At 42.3% G+C, this 15,121-nt stretch carries 16 protein-coding genes, 1 tRNA gene and 3 pseudogenes; 7 read left to right on the top strand and 13 right to left on the bottom strand.

Translation table 11 applies throughout. The annotated features are described in order from the left end of the window. Positions 1–493: 493 nt before the first annotated feature. The 3 genes and pseudogenes from RMZ42_RS03775 (at position 494) to RMZ42_RS03785 (ending at position 2,451) form a co-directional block, all read left to right on the top strand. Positions 494–724 carry a hypothetical protein gene (locus RMZ42_RS03775; RefSeq protein WP_322670150.1) on the top strand — a complete coding sequence of 77 codons (231 nt, stop codon included), beginning with the start codon at positions 494–496 and terminating at the stop codon, positions 722–724. A gap of 90 nt (positions 725–814) precedes the next feature. Next, a pseudogene (locus tag RMZ42_RS03780) lies at positions 815–1,138 on the top strand (nitrogenase component 1); the annotation flags it as partial. 53 nt (positions 1,139–1,191) lie between these two features. Further along, positions 1,192–2,451: a glycoside hydrolase family 10 protein gene (locus RMZ42_RS03785; RefSeq protein WP_322670186.1), complete on the top strand. Its 1,260-nt coding sequence runs from the start codon at positions 1,192–1,194 to the stop codon at positions 2,449–2,451. A gap of 171 nt (positions 2,452–2,622) precedes the next feature. Here RMZ42_RS03785 and RMZ42_RS03790 read toward each other — a convergent pair whose 3' ends face one another. Genes RMZ42_RS03790 through RMZ42_RS03800 form a run of 3 tightly spaced genes read right to left on the bottom strand, consistent with a single transcriptional unit; the run spans position 2,623 to position 4,474 of the window. Further along, on the bottom strand, positions 2,623–2,814 hold the full coding sequence (locus tag RMZ42_RS03790) for a DUF6887 family protein (protein WP_190942379.1): 192 nt from the start codon (positions 2,812–2,814) through the stop codon (positions 2,623–2,625). Continuing rightward, positions 2,811–2,987 carry a DUF6888 family protein gene (locus RMZ42_RS03795; RefSeq protein ID WP_292828677.1) on the bottom strand — a complete coding sequence of 59 codons (177 nt, stop codon included), beginning with the start codon at positions 2,985–2,987 and terminating at the stop codon, positions 2,811–2,813. Before RMZ42_RS03795 ends, RMZ42_RS03790 begins: the two co-directional genes overlap by 4 nt. Positions 2,988–2,992: 5 nt before the next feature. Next, the gene (locus RMZ42_RS03800) at positions 2,993–4,474 is read right to left on the bottom strand and encodes a site-2 protease family protein (protein WP_322670151.1); all 1,482 of its coding nucleotides are present in this window, start codon (positions 4,472–4,474) and stop codon (positions 2,993–2,995) included. Between the two features lie 102 nt (positions 4,475–4,576). Here RMZ42_RS03800 and RMZ42_RS03805 point away from each other — a divergent pair, with 102 nt between their 5' ends. Next, positions 4,577–4,747: a hypothetical protein gene (locus RMZ42_RS03805; RefSeq protein ID WP_322670152.1), complete on the top strand. Its 171-nt coding sequence runs from the start codon at positions 4,577–4,579 to the stop codon at positions 4,745–4,747. A 33-nt stretch (positions 4,748–4,780) separates the two neighbouring features. Here RMZ42_RS03805 and RMZ42_RS03810 read toward each other — a convergent pair whose 3' ends face one another. From RMZ42_RS03810 to RMZ42_RS34630, 3 genes and pseudogenes are all read right to left on the bottom strand, one after another. Continuing rightward, the gene (locus RMZ42_RS03810; protein ID WP_322670187.1) at positions 4,781–5,803 is read right to left on the bottom strand and encodes a spore photoproduct lyase family protein; all 1,023 of its coding nucleotides are present in this window, start codon (positions 5,801–5,803) and stop codon (positions 4,781–4,783) included. A gap of 103 nt (positions 5,804–5,906) precedes the next feature. Continuing rightward, positions 5,907–6,263 (bottom strand): hypothetical protein, encoded by a 357-nt coding sequence (locus tag RMZ42_RS03815; protein WP_322670153.1) that lies wholly within the window; start codon positions 6,261–6,263, stop codon positions 5,907–5,909. Between the two features lie 218 nt (positions 6,264–6,481). Next, positions 6,482–6,829, bottom strand: a pseudogene (locus tag RMZ42_RS34630) (hypothetical protein). Positions 6,830–7,086: 257 nt separating this feature from the next. Between RMZ42_RS34630 and RMZ42_RS03825 the strand changes: the two are divergent. Then, on the top strand, positions 7,087–7,467 hold the full coding sequence (locus RMZ42_RS03825; RefSeq protein WP_322670155.1) for a hypothetical protein: 381 nt from the start codon (positions 7,087–7,089) through the stop codon (positions 7,465–7,467). A gap of 521 nt (positions 7,468–7,988) precedes the next feature. On the opposite strand, the gene RMZ42_RS03830 is transcribed toward RMZ42_RS03825, so the two are convergent. Both RMZ42_RS03830 and RMZ42_RS03835 read right to left on the bottom strand, forming a co-directional pair. Beyond that, complete coding sequence (locus RMZ42_RS03830; RefSeq protein ID WP_322670156.1) at positions 7,989–8,654, bottom strand: 2OG-Fe(II) oxygenase; 666 nt, start codon at positions 8,652–8,654, stop codon at positions 7,989–7,991. Between the two features lie 280 nt (positions 8,655–8,934). Continuing rightward, positions 8,935–9,270 carry a hypothetical protein gene (locus tag RMZ42_RS03835; protein ID WP_322670157.1) on the bottom strand — a complete coding sequence of 112 codons (336 nt, stop codon included), beginning with the start codon at positions 9,268–9,270 and terminating at the stop codon, positions 8,935–8,937. Between the two features lie 629 nt (positions 9,271–9,899). Here RMZ42_RS03835 and RMZ42_RS03840 point away from each other — a divergent pair. Next, positions 9,900–10,590, top strand: a pseudogene (locus RMZ42_RS03840) (MotA/TolQ/ExbB proton channel family protein). Further along, on the top strand, positions 10,550–10,954 hold the full coding sequence (locus tag RMZ42_RS03845; protein ID WP_322670158.1) for a biopolymer transporter ExbD: 405 nt from the start codon (positions 10,550–10,552) through the stop codon (positions 10,952–10,954). The pseudogene RMZ42_RS03840 and the gene RMZ42_RS03845 overlap by 41 nt, the downstream one beginning before the upstream one ends. Positions 10,955–11,125: 171 nt before the next feature. Here RMZ42_RS03845 and RMZ42_RS03850 read toward each other — a convergent pair whose 3' ends face one another. The 5 genes from RMZ42_RS03850 to RMZ42_RS03870 form a co-directional block, all read right to left on the bottom strand. Further along, the gene (locus RMZ42_RS03850; RefSeq protein WP_322670159.1) at positions 11,126–12,559 is read right to left on the bottom strand and encodes a vWA domain-containing protein; all 1,434 of its coding nucleotides are present in this window, start codon (positions 12,557–12,559) and stop codon (positions 11,126–11,128) included. A gap of 315 nt (positions 12,560–12,874) precedes the next feature. Next, positions 12,875–13,054: a hypothetical protein gene (locus tag RMZ42_RS03855; RefSeq protein WP_322670160.1), complete on the bottom strand. Its 180-nt coding sequence runs from the start codon at positions 13,052–13,054 to the stop codon at positions 12,875–12,877. A gap of 113 nt (positions 13,055–13,167) precedes the next feature. Further along, positions 13,168–13,236, bottom strand: a tRNA-Phe gene (locus RMZ42_RS03860). Positions 13,237–13,268: 32 nt separating this feature from the next. After that, a complete protein-coding gene (locus RMZ42_RS03865) occupies positions 13,269–13,991 on the bottom strand; it encodes a hypothetical protein (RefSeq protein ID WP_322670161.1) in 723 nt (240 codons plus the stop codon). 472 nt (positions 13,992–14,463) lie between these two features. Beyond that, complete coding sequence (locus RMZ42_RS03870; protein WP_099100993.1) at positions 14,464–14,664, bottom strand: hypothetical protein; 201 nt, start codon at positions 14,662–14,664, stop codon at positions 14,464–14,466. Between the last annotated feature and the right edge of the window lie 457 nt (positions 14,665–15,121).

Genomic DNA, 15,121 nt, shown 5'->3' on the forward strand with positions numbered 1-15,121 from the left:
AAGTTATCTATATGCGAGATATAAGTGCCTAACTTGACAATATAGGGTATAAAAAAGCGCAAAATCTGTTAAACGGATCTACACCCGTATGTCAAATGGCAATTATAGAAGCTAATGCTTATTTAAAAGACCATTGTCGTCTTGGGATAAAATCTACTTTGAACGGACGACATAATTTTTGTTTAACACGGCTGCTTTGTAAACATCTTGACCCTTTTACATTACCCCAGTTTTACCCCAAATATTTCCCCAACATCTCCCAACTGGAATCGCAAGGAATTTAGATACCAATAAATAGACATCTTGCAAAAGTAACAAATGCCAAGATGTTGGGGAAAGGGACTCATGTTAAAGGGTAAGGGAAAACTCCATACCTTTACCCTTTACCCGTAACCCCATTCCCCACAAGTATTTTCACAAACGCCCGTAAGTTCCTTTCTTTATCCTCTCAATCAGGTAAATAAGCAGATACAAAGCACTTAAACACCTTGCCGTGGTTTGGGATTTCGGCGCGATCGCCAATGTTCGGCAAAAGGGGCGATCGCGATTTTTCTGGTATATCTATCAAGTACTGGGCAAGTCTCCTTCTGGTAAGACATTATCTATGCTGAGTACCCACGGTATGCCTTTGTCAATTGGAGAACTGAGAGTAATTTTAGCTCTATTGGCAAACTGTTTTAAGCGATCGGCAAATTGGGGAACAGTTTTCATGATATTGCGATAACTTTCCATGCTATTACAAATCAGGATCGACGTCAAAACGCCACTATTGATTTGGAAATACCAATGACAACTTGATAACAAAATCCGTGTCATGCGATCGCTAGGAGTTGAGATTCACTCAGCAGTAACAACAACACGCTTTCCTTTGCTCGAAAAACTGCCGATCGAGAGCGTTACTATCGGCGATTTGGAAGACTTTGAGCAATTGGCGGTTGGGTCTGATTTACTCATTACCAACTCTCATGGAGTAGCGATCGCTCAACGTTTAAAAATTCCTCTCTATCGTCAAGGGATTCCGATTTTTGACCGCTTGGATAGTGGTGAGTTCTGCAAAGTTGGCTATCGAGGTACTATGCAACTTTTATTTGATATTGGCAATCTGTTTTTAGAGCAGGAAACAAAGGTTAAGCATTAATATTATTTATCATGCCAATGTTTCCTTCACTGACACAGACATTTTAAATCATGATGAAAAGGTTTGTAGAGTGGTGTGTTGAGTTTTCCTCTTGGTGGAATATTCGCCAGAGTAGAAAGTCTCTTTTGTTTATCGTTATGCTTACCTTGAGTGCGATCGCGACGCTGATTTTGTCGTTCCCATTGAACGCTCAAATAAATCTGCCGTCAACGCCAAAAGCTGAGTTAAGGGGAGTGTGGTTAACAAATATTGATAGTGATGTGTTATTTGAGCGCGATCGCCTCAAAGGATCTTTGCAACGCCTTGATGAACTCAATTTTAACACCATATATCCGGCGGTTTGGAATTGGGGATATACATTGTATCCTAGTAAAGTTGCACTAAAAGTGATCGGGCGATCGCTCGATCCCACACCCGGACTCAAAGGGCGAGATATCCTCAAAGAAATTGTCGATGTGGGACATCAAAAAGGCTTAACAGTGATTCCCTGGTTTGAATTTGGCTTTATGGCACCAGCGGATTCTCTATTAGCTAAAAATCGTCCCCAATGGCTCACCAGTCGCAGCGATGGGACTCGGATTGTCAAAGAAGGGACACATAATCGCGTTTGGTTAAATCCCTTTCGCCCAGAAGTACAACAATTTATTCAAGATTTAATCGTTGAAATTGTTAGAAACTACAATATCGATGGTATTCAATTTGATGACCATTTTGGTTTACCATCAGAATTAGGATACGATGCTTATACAGTAGCACTTTACAAAAAAGAACACGGTGGTAAAGCTCCCTCCAAAAACTTCAAAGATCCAGAATGGATACGCTGGAGAGCTAATAAAATCACCGAGTTTATGAAGCGGGTATTTACAGCTATCAAAGCTACTAAAAAAAATTGCCTGGTTTCCGTTGCTCCTAATCCTCAGCGTCTTTCCTACGATTTCTTTTTAGCAGACTGGCAGAAGTGGGAACGGCTAGGAATCGTCGAAGACTTAGTTTTGCAGATATATCGTGATGACTTGAATGTTTTTATCAGCGAATTAGAGTATCCAGAAGTGAAAGCAGCCAAGAGTCATATTCCAGTGAGTGTAGGCATTTTGGCTGGGTTGAAAAACCGATCTATACCAATGCAGCAGATTCAAACACAAGTGCAAAAAGTACGCGATCGCAATTTTGCTGGAGTTTCTTTCTTTTTCTATGAAACCCTTTGGAATATGAGCAAAGAAAAACCTCAAGAGCGTCAAACTGCCTTTCAGAAAATTTTTCCCACACCAACAGCTTACCCGAATTTGCTAGCAGGTTGGAAACCTTTCAGTTAATTTTCCTCACAAGGTGTCTGTGAACACATCGCTTAATTTAAGCGAAGGTTCACCCCTTTGGGGTGACGCTCGCAAGCTCGCTAACGCTGCGCTAACGTCAGTCGCTCATGGGGGAAACCCCCAAGACCGCGCTGACTCACCGACAATCACTTAAGAATCTTTCATGGTAATTTAACTAGCTTGCTGTCCAAACCGTCTTTGTAAATCAGCCTCCGCTTCCTCAATAGTCATCGGCATCTGTTTTGGAGATTGGGCACGTCTCCTGTCGATGTAAATATGAAATGCTTCATCGTCGTTGCGATGCTCCAAAATATAGGTTCTGAGCTGCTCTAAAGGCATTTGTTGAAAGTTAGGTTTTGTCATAACCAAAGAATTTCTCCAGTTGGTGTTACCTCAGCTTCGATTGAATTATTCGCCAAGATATAAATATTTCTGGTGCGCTCGTCTAATCTTACAAGGTCTATTCTTTTATAAACTCTGGTAAGTTGAGCGCACACCCGAATTGCGGATATTGCTTGTTTGGGTGTAGGCTCCATAAACACTATCCTATTCCCAAACGCCCAGCCAGGCCAGGAGTAAGAGGTAGAAGCGTGGTAATCATCAAGAAGAGAGCCAAAAGCCCCAAAGCGGCTCTAGCATCATCGGGTTCAGTGACTTCATTCAAGCTAGGGCGTTCTTGATCCCGTTGCAAAAAGAAAATGACGATCGCCCAATACATGGCAAGAGTATTACCGAGAGACACTAGCGCTAGTAAAATTAAAGTTGCGACCGTTGCTCGTCCTGCGGTTTTGCGTCCATAAATCGCCTGAATAATTCGCCCACCATCTAGTTGTCCTGCTGGCATCAAATTCAAAGCGTTAATTACTAACCCCAGCCAACCAATCACTACTAGGGGATGAACGCTTACCAAGGATGACTGCAACGCCGAACCAAGGACAACTCGCGCCAAGCTTCCCACCAAAATCGACCCTTGGAAAAACTGATTTGGCAATTGAAATAAACTACCTGGATGAGAAAGCAGCAAGCCTGTCACCAGCATTAACAAAGAGACAATACCACCTGCGGCTGGCCCTGCCAAGGCAATATCAAATAATACCTTGCGGTTGGGCAACAGAGACTCAAAGCGGGTAATTGCACCGAAGGAGCCAATTTGCACTGCGGGGAGAAAAAAGGGCCAGCTAAGGCGAATTTGGTGACGCTGGGCAAGTAACCAATGACCAATTTCGTGAGCTACTAAAATCGAAAAGATTCCCGCGCCTATGGGCAAAGCTTCTTGAAACCGCCCTGGATTGCCAAAAAAATCAAAATTCAGTAGTAATCCCGCAGCTTCTAAACTTGTGGCAATGGTTGCTATCAACAGAACACCTGCAAAGGCTTTTTGCGATAACAACATCGGCCGGGGATCGTTGCGGCTCGGTAGGACAATCACCACAGGTCTACCGTCTGTATTTTCCACTAAAAACAGACGATATTTATCGCCAAGGCGTTGTTGTAAACTTGCAGTTAGACGGTTGTGAGTCTCTTCTGGTTCTCCCCGTAGATTGCCTTTAAAAATGGCTCCATCTTGGTAGGCGATCGTTTCTGTAGCAAAAAATGTATCGATACCGAAAATACCTTTAACTGCATTCAAGTCTTCTTCTGGTATCGGTGGGATCTCCGGTTTCAGTTCTGCTACTTTTGGTTGTGGGGAATTTGCTTCAAGTGAGGAAGCAGCAGCGAGTCTTTCTGTAGCGCGTTGCTTGAGGATGGTATCTTGCCCAGCTTGGCGTAACTGTCTGCCCAAGTAGACGTACAATCCGGCAGATGTCACCACTAAGAACAATATACCCGCTATATTAATGTAAATCCCTGCGGCAAACAATCCAAAAAACAGGAGCCAGGGGGTCATCAACACCACCGACTGTAACCAGGCTAAGATTCCCAGTTTACCAAAAGGTCTGGCGCGATAAAAGCCCCAGCCCAAAATGCCTAAAGCTACCAGTAGGATTGCCGCCAGGATAGAAGTTTCTGATAAAGTAAACATCTCCAAACCTTTGCTATTGAGACTAAGCCAGAACAAGTCCGGTATTGCAGATACACTTAATAATGTATAACGCCGCCTGTAATCTGCCCAAATTATCCCGCTTTGCGTGGGCGTAGCCAAACCCAGGCAACGGGTAAAAAAGTTTGTAGTCAGGACTTTAGTCCTAGATTTTTAAGCACGCTTTGTGCTTACTACAAACCCATCAAAATTAATGGGACAGACCACAAAGAGCGATCGCTATATGATGCGATCGCTCTCTCGTCCAATAATTAATTTGCTTAAACTTTATATGAGCGAAGTATTCTTCTAAGTCCAATAAAGAATTTCAGCATTTGGAAAGCGCCTACTAATCTCACTCTCAAAAAAGCTACGCAACGCCTTCATTGTGTCTTTCTCATAAACGTACTTCGTCCCACCAAACTTATTTCGCTTGACACTGCGTTTTGCCTCATCCATCTCTAATTTTGATTGCGGATACCAAGTTTGTAACACTTCTTTTGACCCAGGTGTGAACCGATGCGAGATTAACTCAAAGGTAAGGTTACAGTCAAAATCCAGTGCCTCGTTTATCTGCTCAAACAAACGACTATAGTGCATTTGCCAATCGTCTATCGGCATAATTGGCGCAATAACCAAGCCTACTGGATAACCGCCACCGCCACGCTCTTGTGGTAGCGCCAACCGTCGCAATGCATTCAGTCTGGATGCTACGGATGCCGTGCCACCTTCAAACTTACCAGAAATCGGTGCGGCATTAACGCTCATCCGACAGCGAGTATGCCCATTGTGTGGTAAATCGAGTAATCCATCCACAGCATCAAACTTCGATACCCAACGTAGATGTGCATTAGGACGAGTGCCAAAGTAACGGATACATTCAGCAAGACTTCCAGTTAAATGCTCAATACCCAATGGGTCTGTATAACAGCTAACTTCAAAACTTGTGGTTTTCCCCTGTTGTTCGTAGTTAGCTAAATTCTTTAATATCTGCGGTAAGTTAGCAAAAACGCGGATGACAGGTGGCCCCGACAAGCTACCCGCTAGGTAGCAGTATTGACAATGAGCCGGACAACCCTCGGCAAGGTGAAACTGCCAATCCGCAGAAGGTGGGATCGGACTCAGTTTAAAAGAACTGGGTGGTGCAGTAACCACCGCTAAGGTACGCTTGGCGATGTTATAAGTATCCCGCTCAGATTCACCACGCAGTCCCTTCAGGCGGTTCTGTGATAGTTCTTCTATTGGTAAGTTGAGTGACTGCACACGTTTAAGAATCTGCTGCCCCCAATCCTCATCTAGGGCAGCAGGTGTAAACAGTACCCGTTCAGGTATCCACAACCTTGGCGATCTTGTTTGTGTATCTGATACTGAAACTTGGTCTGTAATGGTATTCAGCAATATCTTTCTCCGTTATTTAGTTTGCTGATTTCTGCAATTAATTTTCCAGGACTTGCTTAATTCGTCGCTCTAACAAATCAAGATCCAAACTGCCTTCATCACGGTTAATTCGGCGCACAGTCGAATTAACATTAGCTAAATTAACCAATAAATCTTGAAGAATTTCCTGCTGTTGACGGGCTTGAGTAATTTCGCGTGGTTCTTGTACTAAATCACGCACGATGGTATCTTCAGCGCGAGAGGCGATAATTGGATCGTTTTGCCCTTGAACGTGAACAAAGGTTCGTCGCCCAGGCCCTCGTTCTTCTTCTATTGGTATAACTGCTGTTACTTGGTCAGAACGCACATATTTGCCAAATCCCAAATGAACTAGTTCTGATGAGAGTATTTTCATATAATTGAAGCGTTATTTTTATGTCTTACTTATATTGTAAAATATAGGGAAGTGACTTAAAGCCATAGACCATACGGGTTATACCCAATTCACTGTAGTAGTTTCCTTTCCCAATTGCTGCTTGATATCTCTATTTCAATTACACTATTCCTACCAGCTTTCGGACTTGTTCTGGGGTTTCACTGGCAGGATATTTATCTTGCTCTGATTTAATATCCTTATCTGCGATCGCGTCCACTTAGGCAAATGCCAGAACTGACAACAGTTAAATCAGTTTTAGCGATCGCACTACTATGGCGAACACCATCAGCAGTTGTCCAATCGAGTGTCCAGTAATCGCTGCGATCGTGGAATTGATTTAAGGTACCGCTACAACCGTTGCTGTTTTTTCATCCACAGCCTGAAAGATGCCCCAACCTTCAAATGTTACTAGGCTTTGGGCTGAAGGTGTAAACCATTCCGGCTACCCGTGTGCAAACTCGTCCACCTTTGACGCAGGGCGCGAGAAATTGGGTGGTATGTAATTGTGCTTCTGCGATCGCAATTTGGTTGATTAGCTTACGGATGTCATATCATGTCCGCTTGATTGCTTATTAAACCCGAAGAACCCCACCCCGCCAAAGCTACGCCTTGTCTCCCCTCCCCGCTTGCGGGGAGGGGTTGGGGGTGGGGTGTAATGACTGTGGTTAGCATAACTAATTATGCGGACATGATGTCAGTCATCATTATCTCTATTTACGCATAATTACCCAAGATATTCTCAGTATTAAAGTATATAAAAAACCATAATTGTCGGACAGTAAACCCAAAAAATAGAAAAATAATGACTACCCAAATACAACAAATATCAGAGTCCCGAAAAAAGTTAGCATCTGCTTACCGTGCAGTTTACGCAATTGGAGTTTTGAGTATTTTTCTAAGCATAATATTCTTTGTTGCTGGTAGTCGATTGCCCGATCATCTAATATTGGTTTTTTGTTCTTTATTTATTGGTTTACTCTATTTAGTTCTAGGTTTTTTTGTACAACGTAAATCAAAAATTGCACTAGGTATTGCAGTAGGATTGATGTCGCTAAATGTGTTAACAGGCATTTTCAATATGATTCAAACTGGTAAACCGTTTGGCTTGATTGTTCCTATGATATTTTTAGGTCAGACTATAGGAGGATTTAAAGCTATAGAAGTATTAAAGTCAAAAACTTGAAGTTAATTTTAATTTTGTTAATCAATATCCTCCTACTTAGAAAGTAGTACAATTCCTGCGTGCAAGTTGGTGGAGCATTGCGTGTTCTCAGTTACTAAAGGGACTCCGCTGGTGAGTTTTTACACACTCTTTTAAGGATGGCTACTTTTAAGCCTACCTTCCAGGTTCTTCGTACTCCCCGTTCACACACGCCCACTGTATTTGACAGTGTACCGTTCCTCTCGTACTAGTATGTAGGCTCCAAGAGTTGGGGCACGCAGGATATTAATATAATACAATATACTATATAAAATTGGAAGAGATGAAAAGAGAGATTTTACAGCAGTGCGATCGCGATCATCAGCTCAGAAACGTCTGCTGAAAACCTTATTATTTCGTCAAATTACAAAAGTTTTCAATCTACTGAATGTAAGTTAATCGTTTTATTTCTAAACTAACTAACCTCACTAGGCGTTTCCGTATTCGCCAACAGCGTCACATCATTTGCGAACCAATCTCCCCTTTTCACGGGATGTGAAAAGTCAAGCCGGAACAGGTTGCATTTGGCTCTCTGCCTCCCTGACATTGCGGTTGTACTCCTCAATCAACTGAGCTTCTTTTTCACTAAAGAAAAATGACACAAGCGCAAAGCGTCGTCCTTTTGTAATGTCTGTAACCTCATGGAGTAGCGAACTCGAAAATATTGCTGCACAGCCTGTTTCTGGCTGGTATAAATCTGTCCCGTACTCTGGAAACCTTAGATATCCCCCTTCATATTCCCCTGCATTCAGGTTAATGGTCATAGAAAGGCGACGGTAAGCAGTATTCTCTGTACAATTGTCACGATGTAAACCCAGGTATCCACCATTACTTGCCTCGTAGCCAAAAATACTAAAACCCTCAAATCGAGTAACTTGAAAGTGAAACGCTTTCTGAATTTCAGGGCGAACCCGATTCCGAATGAAATGCTTAAGGCGCTCTAGTGTCTCTCCTTCTTTAAGACAATGGTTTCGTCGAACAGCTTGTTTATAGTCAATACGTTCACTCCATTTTCCGTTCTCTTTAATTAGGTGAGTAGTATCTTGATTTCCTTCAGTTTCCCAAATGTGAATAAGGTGTTTACAAAAATCAACATCTAAAACGTTTGGGATGAAAAGAACTGGTGCCTGCATTGTGATTTTACGGGGGCAGTCTGTAGATTGGGTCATAACTTTACTAATTCTTATTCCAAGAAAAATGTGAGCATTCAGAGTTTAGCGGTTAGCTATCTAAAAGATGAAATGGGTATGCTTTGTATCGACGCTGAGGGGTTGTTGGGCTTAACCTTTTTCGTAAGATATGTTAAGTACTAATGTTGATATGTGGGCGAACCTTGTGTTCGCCCTGAACGAGTGTAAAAGGCCCCCTTACTACAACAAAAAAGTTAGTTTTAATTTCATGTAGATTGAGGCTCAATTAAGGGGAACGGTAGAACCATTCTCATCAGTGTTATAGTACAGAACCTACACCAAGTTTTGCTATCCCTAAGTTAGCTATCCCTAAATCAGATGTTGCTAAGTTAGCTATCCCTAAATTAGCTATCCCCAAATCAGATGTTGCTAAGTTAGCTATCCCTAAATTAGCTATCCCTAAATCAGATGTTGCTAAGTTAGCTATCCCTAAATTAGCTATCCCCAAATCAGATGTTGCTAAGTTAGCTATCCCAAACTCAGATGTTGCTAAGTTAGCTGTCGCTAAACCACCTATGATGTCATTGCATTCTTTATCATCTAAATCGGTCATCGAGATTTCGGAATCCAGTTTGTAGATATTAATTTCAGCCATTTGGAAATGTTCTCCTAAGTTTTGTCTGCAAACTACAAAATTTCTAATTTTGAGTTGCTAGCGACTAATGCGATTGATATCTCTCTTTTATGCAAAGACTAAGATTGTATGTAACATTTCTTCACAAAACTGATTTTGCAGACCGATGAATCATGTAACACTAGCCAGTAGGGTGTGTTAGCGACAGCGTAACGCACCATCATCAAGGGTTTGTGCGTTACGAACTGTGTTCTAACACACCCTACAATACCTAATTTTGTTCAAAAATCAAATATGATTCCTATAGATATATGCATAAGCTTGGCAGTTTCTAGGACTTAGGCACTTTACACATTGACTATTATGTGAAGAGTTAGCCTGTTAAACTAAAAGTCCTACCCTGCCTCGTTCCCAGGCTGTGCCTGGGAATGCAATCAAGGTGGGCTACTACCTACTTGTTTGAGGAGAGGCAGAGCCTTGTAACGAGAGGTAATTCACAGTTGGCTGTCTTTGTCAATGCATAAGTTCTATAGACTTCACCGAACTTTAGAATATGTATAATTTGAACAAATATTGACAAATTATCTCAACAGCATGGTATTTTATTGATAATTGTTCTTGAGTTATTTGCATAAATTTAAAGGGACTAGATGGAACTAGGTGGAATACGTGAATTGTTTGAAGCAGGCGGTGCTGTCATGTGGCCTCTGCTCTTCTGCTCAATTTTGGCATTAGCCTTAGCTGCCGAGCGTACAATCTTTTGGTGGAAAATTTATAATCGTCAACAGCGTGTATGTAGCACGAGATGTTTTGAATTTGTACCGTTTAAATAATGTAGTTGGGGCTATAGAAAAACTACGAAAAAATATTGATTTACCCATAGCACGCATTTTTATTTTTACTTTAGAGCTTGAGAACCCGAATCCAGAAGAGTTTCGTTTGGCATTGGAAACTGAAGCCAAAGTTGAGATGTCGTTACTTAAGCGTTTTAATCATATTTTTGACACAATTGTTGGACTTGCACCTTTACTTGGTCTTCAGGGAACAATATTTGGGTTGATGACAACTTTTGCATCTTTAAATATTGGTAATCTTGGTGCTACCAATAAAGCTGGTTTGACGGCAGGTATTAGTGAAGATTTAATAGCTACTTCATTCGGATTGTTAGTAGGTATTATGACACTCACATTTGCCAGTATTTTTCGAGGCTTATACCAGCGTGAAATAGAACGTATTGAGGAGTATGGCGGACACTTAGAACTAATCTACCTTCGTCGTTTTCAACCAACAGAAAAAGCTTATGAAGTTACCCAAAGAACCGAATATTCCGGCACAAATTAACATTGTGCCATTACTTGATGTAGTTTTCACTCTTTTGACGTTTTTTGTTATCTCGACTTTGTTTTTAACTAATTCCGAAGGGCTGCCAGTAAATTTACTTAAAGCTAGCACTGGACAACAATCACAAACCCCACAGAAAATTACAATTACGATCGATTCACAAGGACAAGTAAGCTTAAATCGCCAACCAACTACTTTTGATGCTTTGACAGAAAAAATACGTACTTTAGTTGGCAGTAATCAAAATGTATTAGTAGTGATTAATGCCGATGAAAAAGCATATATGGGGCTGACGGTAAGTGTAATGGATAAGGTGCGAAAAGTTACTGGTACAAAGCTGGCGATCGCGACTCAAAGGCAATAAAGCTCTTTGTGTTGCCAAAATCCCAACAGGTAAACTCAAACTGAGAAGAGTTTTTCGAGTTTTCAAATATTTCTTATTTAGTTGCTTGGCTTGAAAAAAGTACAAGTAGGTAACATTGAAAAAATTCAATGCTTACTATTTATGATAATAAGCATTGTCATACTTTAGAACCTACTTATCATCCCGCACAGGCAACGGCATATCCAAAATCTCCATCAACAAATCCAGGCGAGAGGGACGCGTCAGGAGTGGGACGATGTTCGGCAAACTGTAGTAGTCACCCGCGAAAGTGAACGTATCTACAGGTGCTTGCTGCTGCTTTAGTTGACTCTCCACCCAGTTGTAATGAGTACCCACACGGACAATCACCACATTGGGCATTATCGCTAACTCCCGGCAGTAGTTCTTGTAGACTTCACCGAAGTAAGGAGCAGCATTTTCGCCCTCATCCGTCACCAAAATTATTTGGTCAACTACCTGCTTTTTCTTCCGCATTGCTTCCAATGCACAGCCGATGCTAGTACCACCGCCTGCCTTGATGTGCTGGAAGGCGCGTTCCCAATCGCTTAACTCCTTGCCTTTTGCCGTAACAGCGTAAGGAATTGTGTCAAAGGCGTAGACAAACAGTTCTGCCTTAGTGATACCAGAAATTAGAGCAGCGAGTTGCAAACCCGTCGCGATCGCATTTTCCATTGAACCAGACTTGTCCACTAGTAAAGCAGTTGGACGAGCGATCGCACCACGCCGCTTTACCTGTTCGTTTGTCACCTTTTCCAGTTGAGCAACCGTGTCTGCGTCAAAATCTCCTACGTCTGCGGCAACCTGTGCTTTGAATGCTGAGACACGCCCACTCTTAGACGCTGCTTCTAGTTTGGAATCAATCAACTTCTTGACTTCTGGATGATCCATTGCACCTCTAGTCTGGAGAGACTTGAGGTTGTTGATCGCTTCTTGTGGAGACATGCTGTTGATTAACGCCACCAAGACAACTGGTGTAAGTTGCACGATTGCACCAACTGCGATCGTGTATGGAATTTTGAACTCCACAATCAGCCGTGCCTGTTCTGCGGCATTTTCTGCCTTAGCAAGCTGCTTCAGCACATTTGCCAAGGAACCCTCTGGAGGAGTATCGCCAAATAGAATCGCATTTGCCCGCTCATTTGGCTTGATGTGCAGTGAAGCGTATAAGTGCTTCATTGCTTTACGACCTCTGAGCGCAGCGCGATCGAACAGAGCCGGATTGCTCTCCCGTGCTTTTAGGTAACGCCGTACCGCAGTCCGAGCGGAACGAGGCAGTTTATTCTGCTGCTGTTTCATGAAGTCCACCACACGAGCCACTTGATAGGGAGGAAATTCTTGCAGCATCATAAATCCAGCATCTCGGTGTTCAGTCAAATTGCTAGTTAACAAATGAGCAACAAACACCTCCTTGTGGTCGCGGACATCACCATAACGCTGATACCAAACTGCCAAGTGTCCGTAGAAGATGGGATCGAGTTCAACAATTAACTGATGAATTTCTGCGACTTGCTCAAGCTTGCGGTGAGGAGTTGTGAGCAAACTGTTGAGCATTTCCAAACGCAGATCGCGTTCTGCGGTGTTCATTATGAACCTCCTTTAAGAATTTTGGATTTTGGATTTACGATTTTGGATTGCAATCAAAAATCCAAAATCTAAAATCTAAAATTGAAGGAGGCAGATGTTGCACGCGGGGCGATAAAGTCACCGCGCAAGTTGTAGAAGCATTGGATATAACTTATGCAGAGTTATGTAAGCTTCTGCGATCGGGGCGCGGCAACAACTGCCAAGTAAAAGGGACTGGGGATTAGGGATTGGGGACTGGGTAATGAGCGGAAAATTATCGAATTTGCTCTTACTCCCTAAAAGTAGTAGCTGCGTAAGCTGCCATCATATCTGCCGCTATTGCGACAGCACTTTTTGAAAGCAGCGACCAGAACCACAAAGACAAAGGTCATTGTTACCAAGTTTTTCTTGTAGTTCCTTGTCGCCATGAACAAGGCGATCGCCACGTTTAACAGCTTTTTCAGATGGGTAGCCACGACGACGTTTGCTCGATGGTTCAAAAGCAGAAATCGTCAAATTCGTCGAAATCTTCAGGCTCGATGTTGAAAGAATTAATCTTTTTCATCGTTCTCACCTCCATATTTAAATGAAATAAAATCGCTTCGTGCAAGTCGAAAAAGCTGTTGATTCACACACGGGATTTGAACCCGTAGTTGCTCGATCTTCAGTCAAGTGCCTTACCATTCGGCTAGTATGTAAGCTTTTTCAGTTAGGGCACGAAGTGAAAATTTTAGGTTTTAGAAAGTTGATTTAAAATAAATCGAATTTCTTTCTTGTTACACTGCTGTTTCTTAACAGCGTAAATCATTCGACCTGTATATGCCACAGAATGATGAATTATACCTTTGACAGCATCCCTCACATAATGAATGGGTGGCGATGGCAAATCTTCAAAGGTAATTAAATACCAAATTTCGTTTAGCTTCTGGTATTGATGATAATTATCAATGATGACAATATCAGATTGTTCCTGCTTTTGCTTCTGCTTTCGAGGTATTTTCTCGGCTGCACAAAGAATTCCAGTTTCAGGATGGATATAGAAGCGATCGCGATGGCTTACATCTAGCTGATTTCGATACCCTTGATAAGGCTTGCTATAAAAACCACCATCAATTATTTCCACATGCCGTTCAACGTAGTCCCACACATGATCGATAACATGCTGTCCTGCCATTGTATTGGGATCTAGTCGTTGACACAGTTGACTGTAAACGTCATTCCAAGGCTGTCCGACTTTTGAGCGTAAAAATCTACGCAGAGGGCCGAGATGATCTGAAAGATACTTAGATTTATTTATTGGTTTAATCAGGTAAGAATTCAACAATCCATCCTGAATTGCATCCTGGGTGATTTTGTATAATTGCTTCTTAAAGCCAGTCACCTTTTTGAGGCTAATTCTCCTCCCACCGCGAGGACGCTCAATTACAATCTCGCTCAAACGATGTTCGCTCATATCTCACATTCTTTAAATGCAATTGTGCTAATTGAGTTGTTATTAAACATGAGTTAGCTAACATCATTGAACTCACCTCCGTATTGAGTAAAGGTTATAGATAAATACGATTTAAATAATTGAAATTCCGCGCAAGTTAGCAAAGCAGTTTTCACGATTGCCTTTACCAGTTTGGCTACGCTCCCATTAGCGGGAGCGGCAGGAATCGAACCTGCATTCCGTTGCCGGAGTGTGTGTAGACTTCACAAGTTAGGGCGCAGAATTGAGTCTTAAATCATTCCGTGCAAGTTCAAAAAGCTTTTTACAGCTACGGCCGCTCTTACCAAATATTGGCAGTGGGCACGCACGCTAAATCTGCGAGAGACTTAGAAATCATGCTTCGCTTAGTCCGATCGCTCGAACTTTACTACCTTAGGGCCGTTATGAATGTGTATGTATGCTTCTTCTGTTAGGGCACGGATGACTCGGAAATTTAACCATAGACAGCTTCCGGACGAACAATCAGATCGCCACTAGGACGGCGATCGATTACGTAAGCAGAAAGGCGATCGCTATTCACATCTAAATGCCGAGCAACGCGCTCCTTCACTGCCAGATCGTTCATCCCTGCTGCAATTCCCAATTGTGTTTTTGGCACATCAACAGAACGTCCTTCAAATCGAATATGAACCATTACAATCACCTCTTGTTTTAATTACGAATTGATATTAGTGGATCTGATCGGGATTGAACCGATACCCTCCCTGTGAGAGTTACACTCACACCTCGTGCGAGTCGAAAAAGCTGTGGTTACACCGCAGGAATCGCACCTGCAACTTATCGTTTTAGAGACGATCGCTCTACTATTGAGCTAGTATGTAAGCTTTTTCTGTCAGGGCACAAGTGACATCTGGGAACTCTACCGTTAGAGCTACAGACCCAAGGAAAGCATTATTGCAATGCTTTTGAGGAGGCTTTTTTTTGTATACTACAAACGTAATACATAATTTGCATAATGTCAAGTGTCGGGATGAATCGGGCAATTGTCTTTGATGTAGTGTCCTTGATGTCGTGTCATCGAAACCATTGCCCGACAGCATCGACCATTTTTCACCATTTGGCACGAGCGCGGCGGAACCAATACCTTTTTT

It is taken from the genome of Nostoc sp. DedQUE05 (assembly GCF_034530955.1).
Classification (GTDB): domain Bacteria; phylum Cyanobacteriota; class Cyanobacteriia; order Cyanobacteriales; family Nostocaceae; genus Nostoc.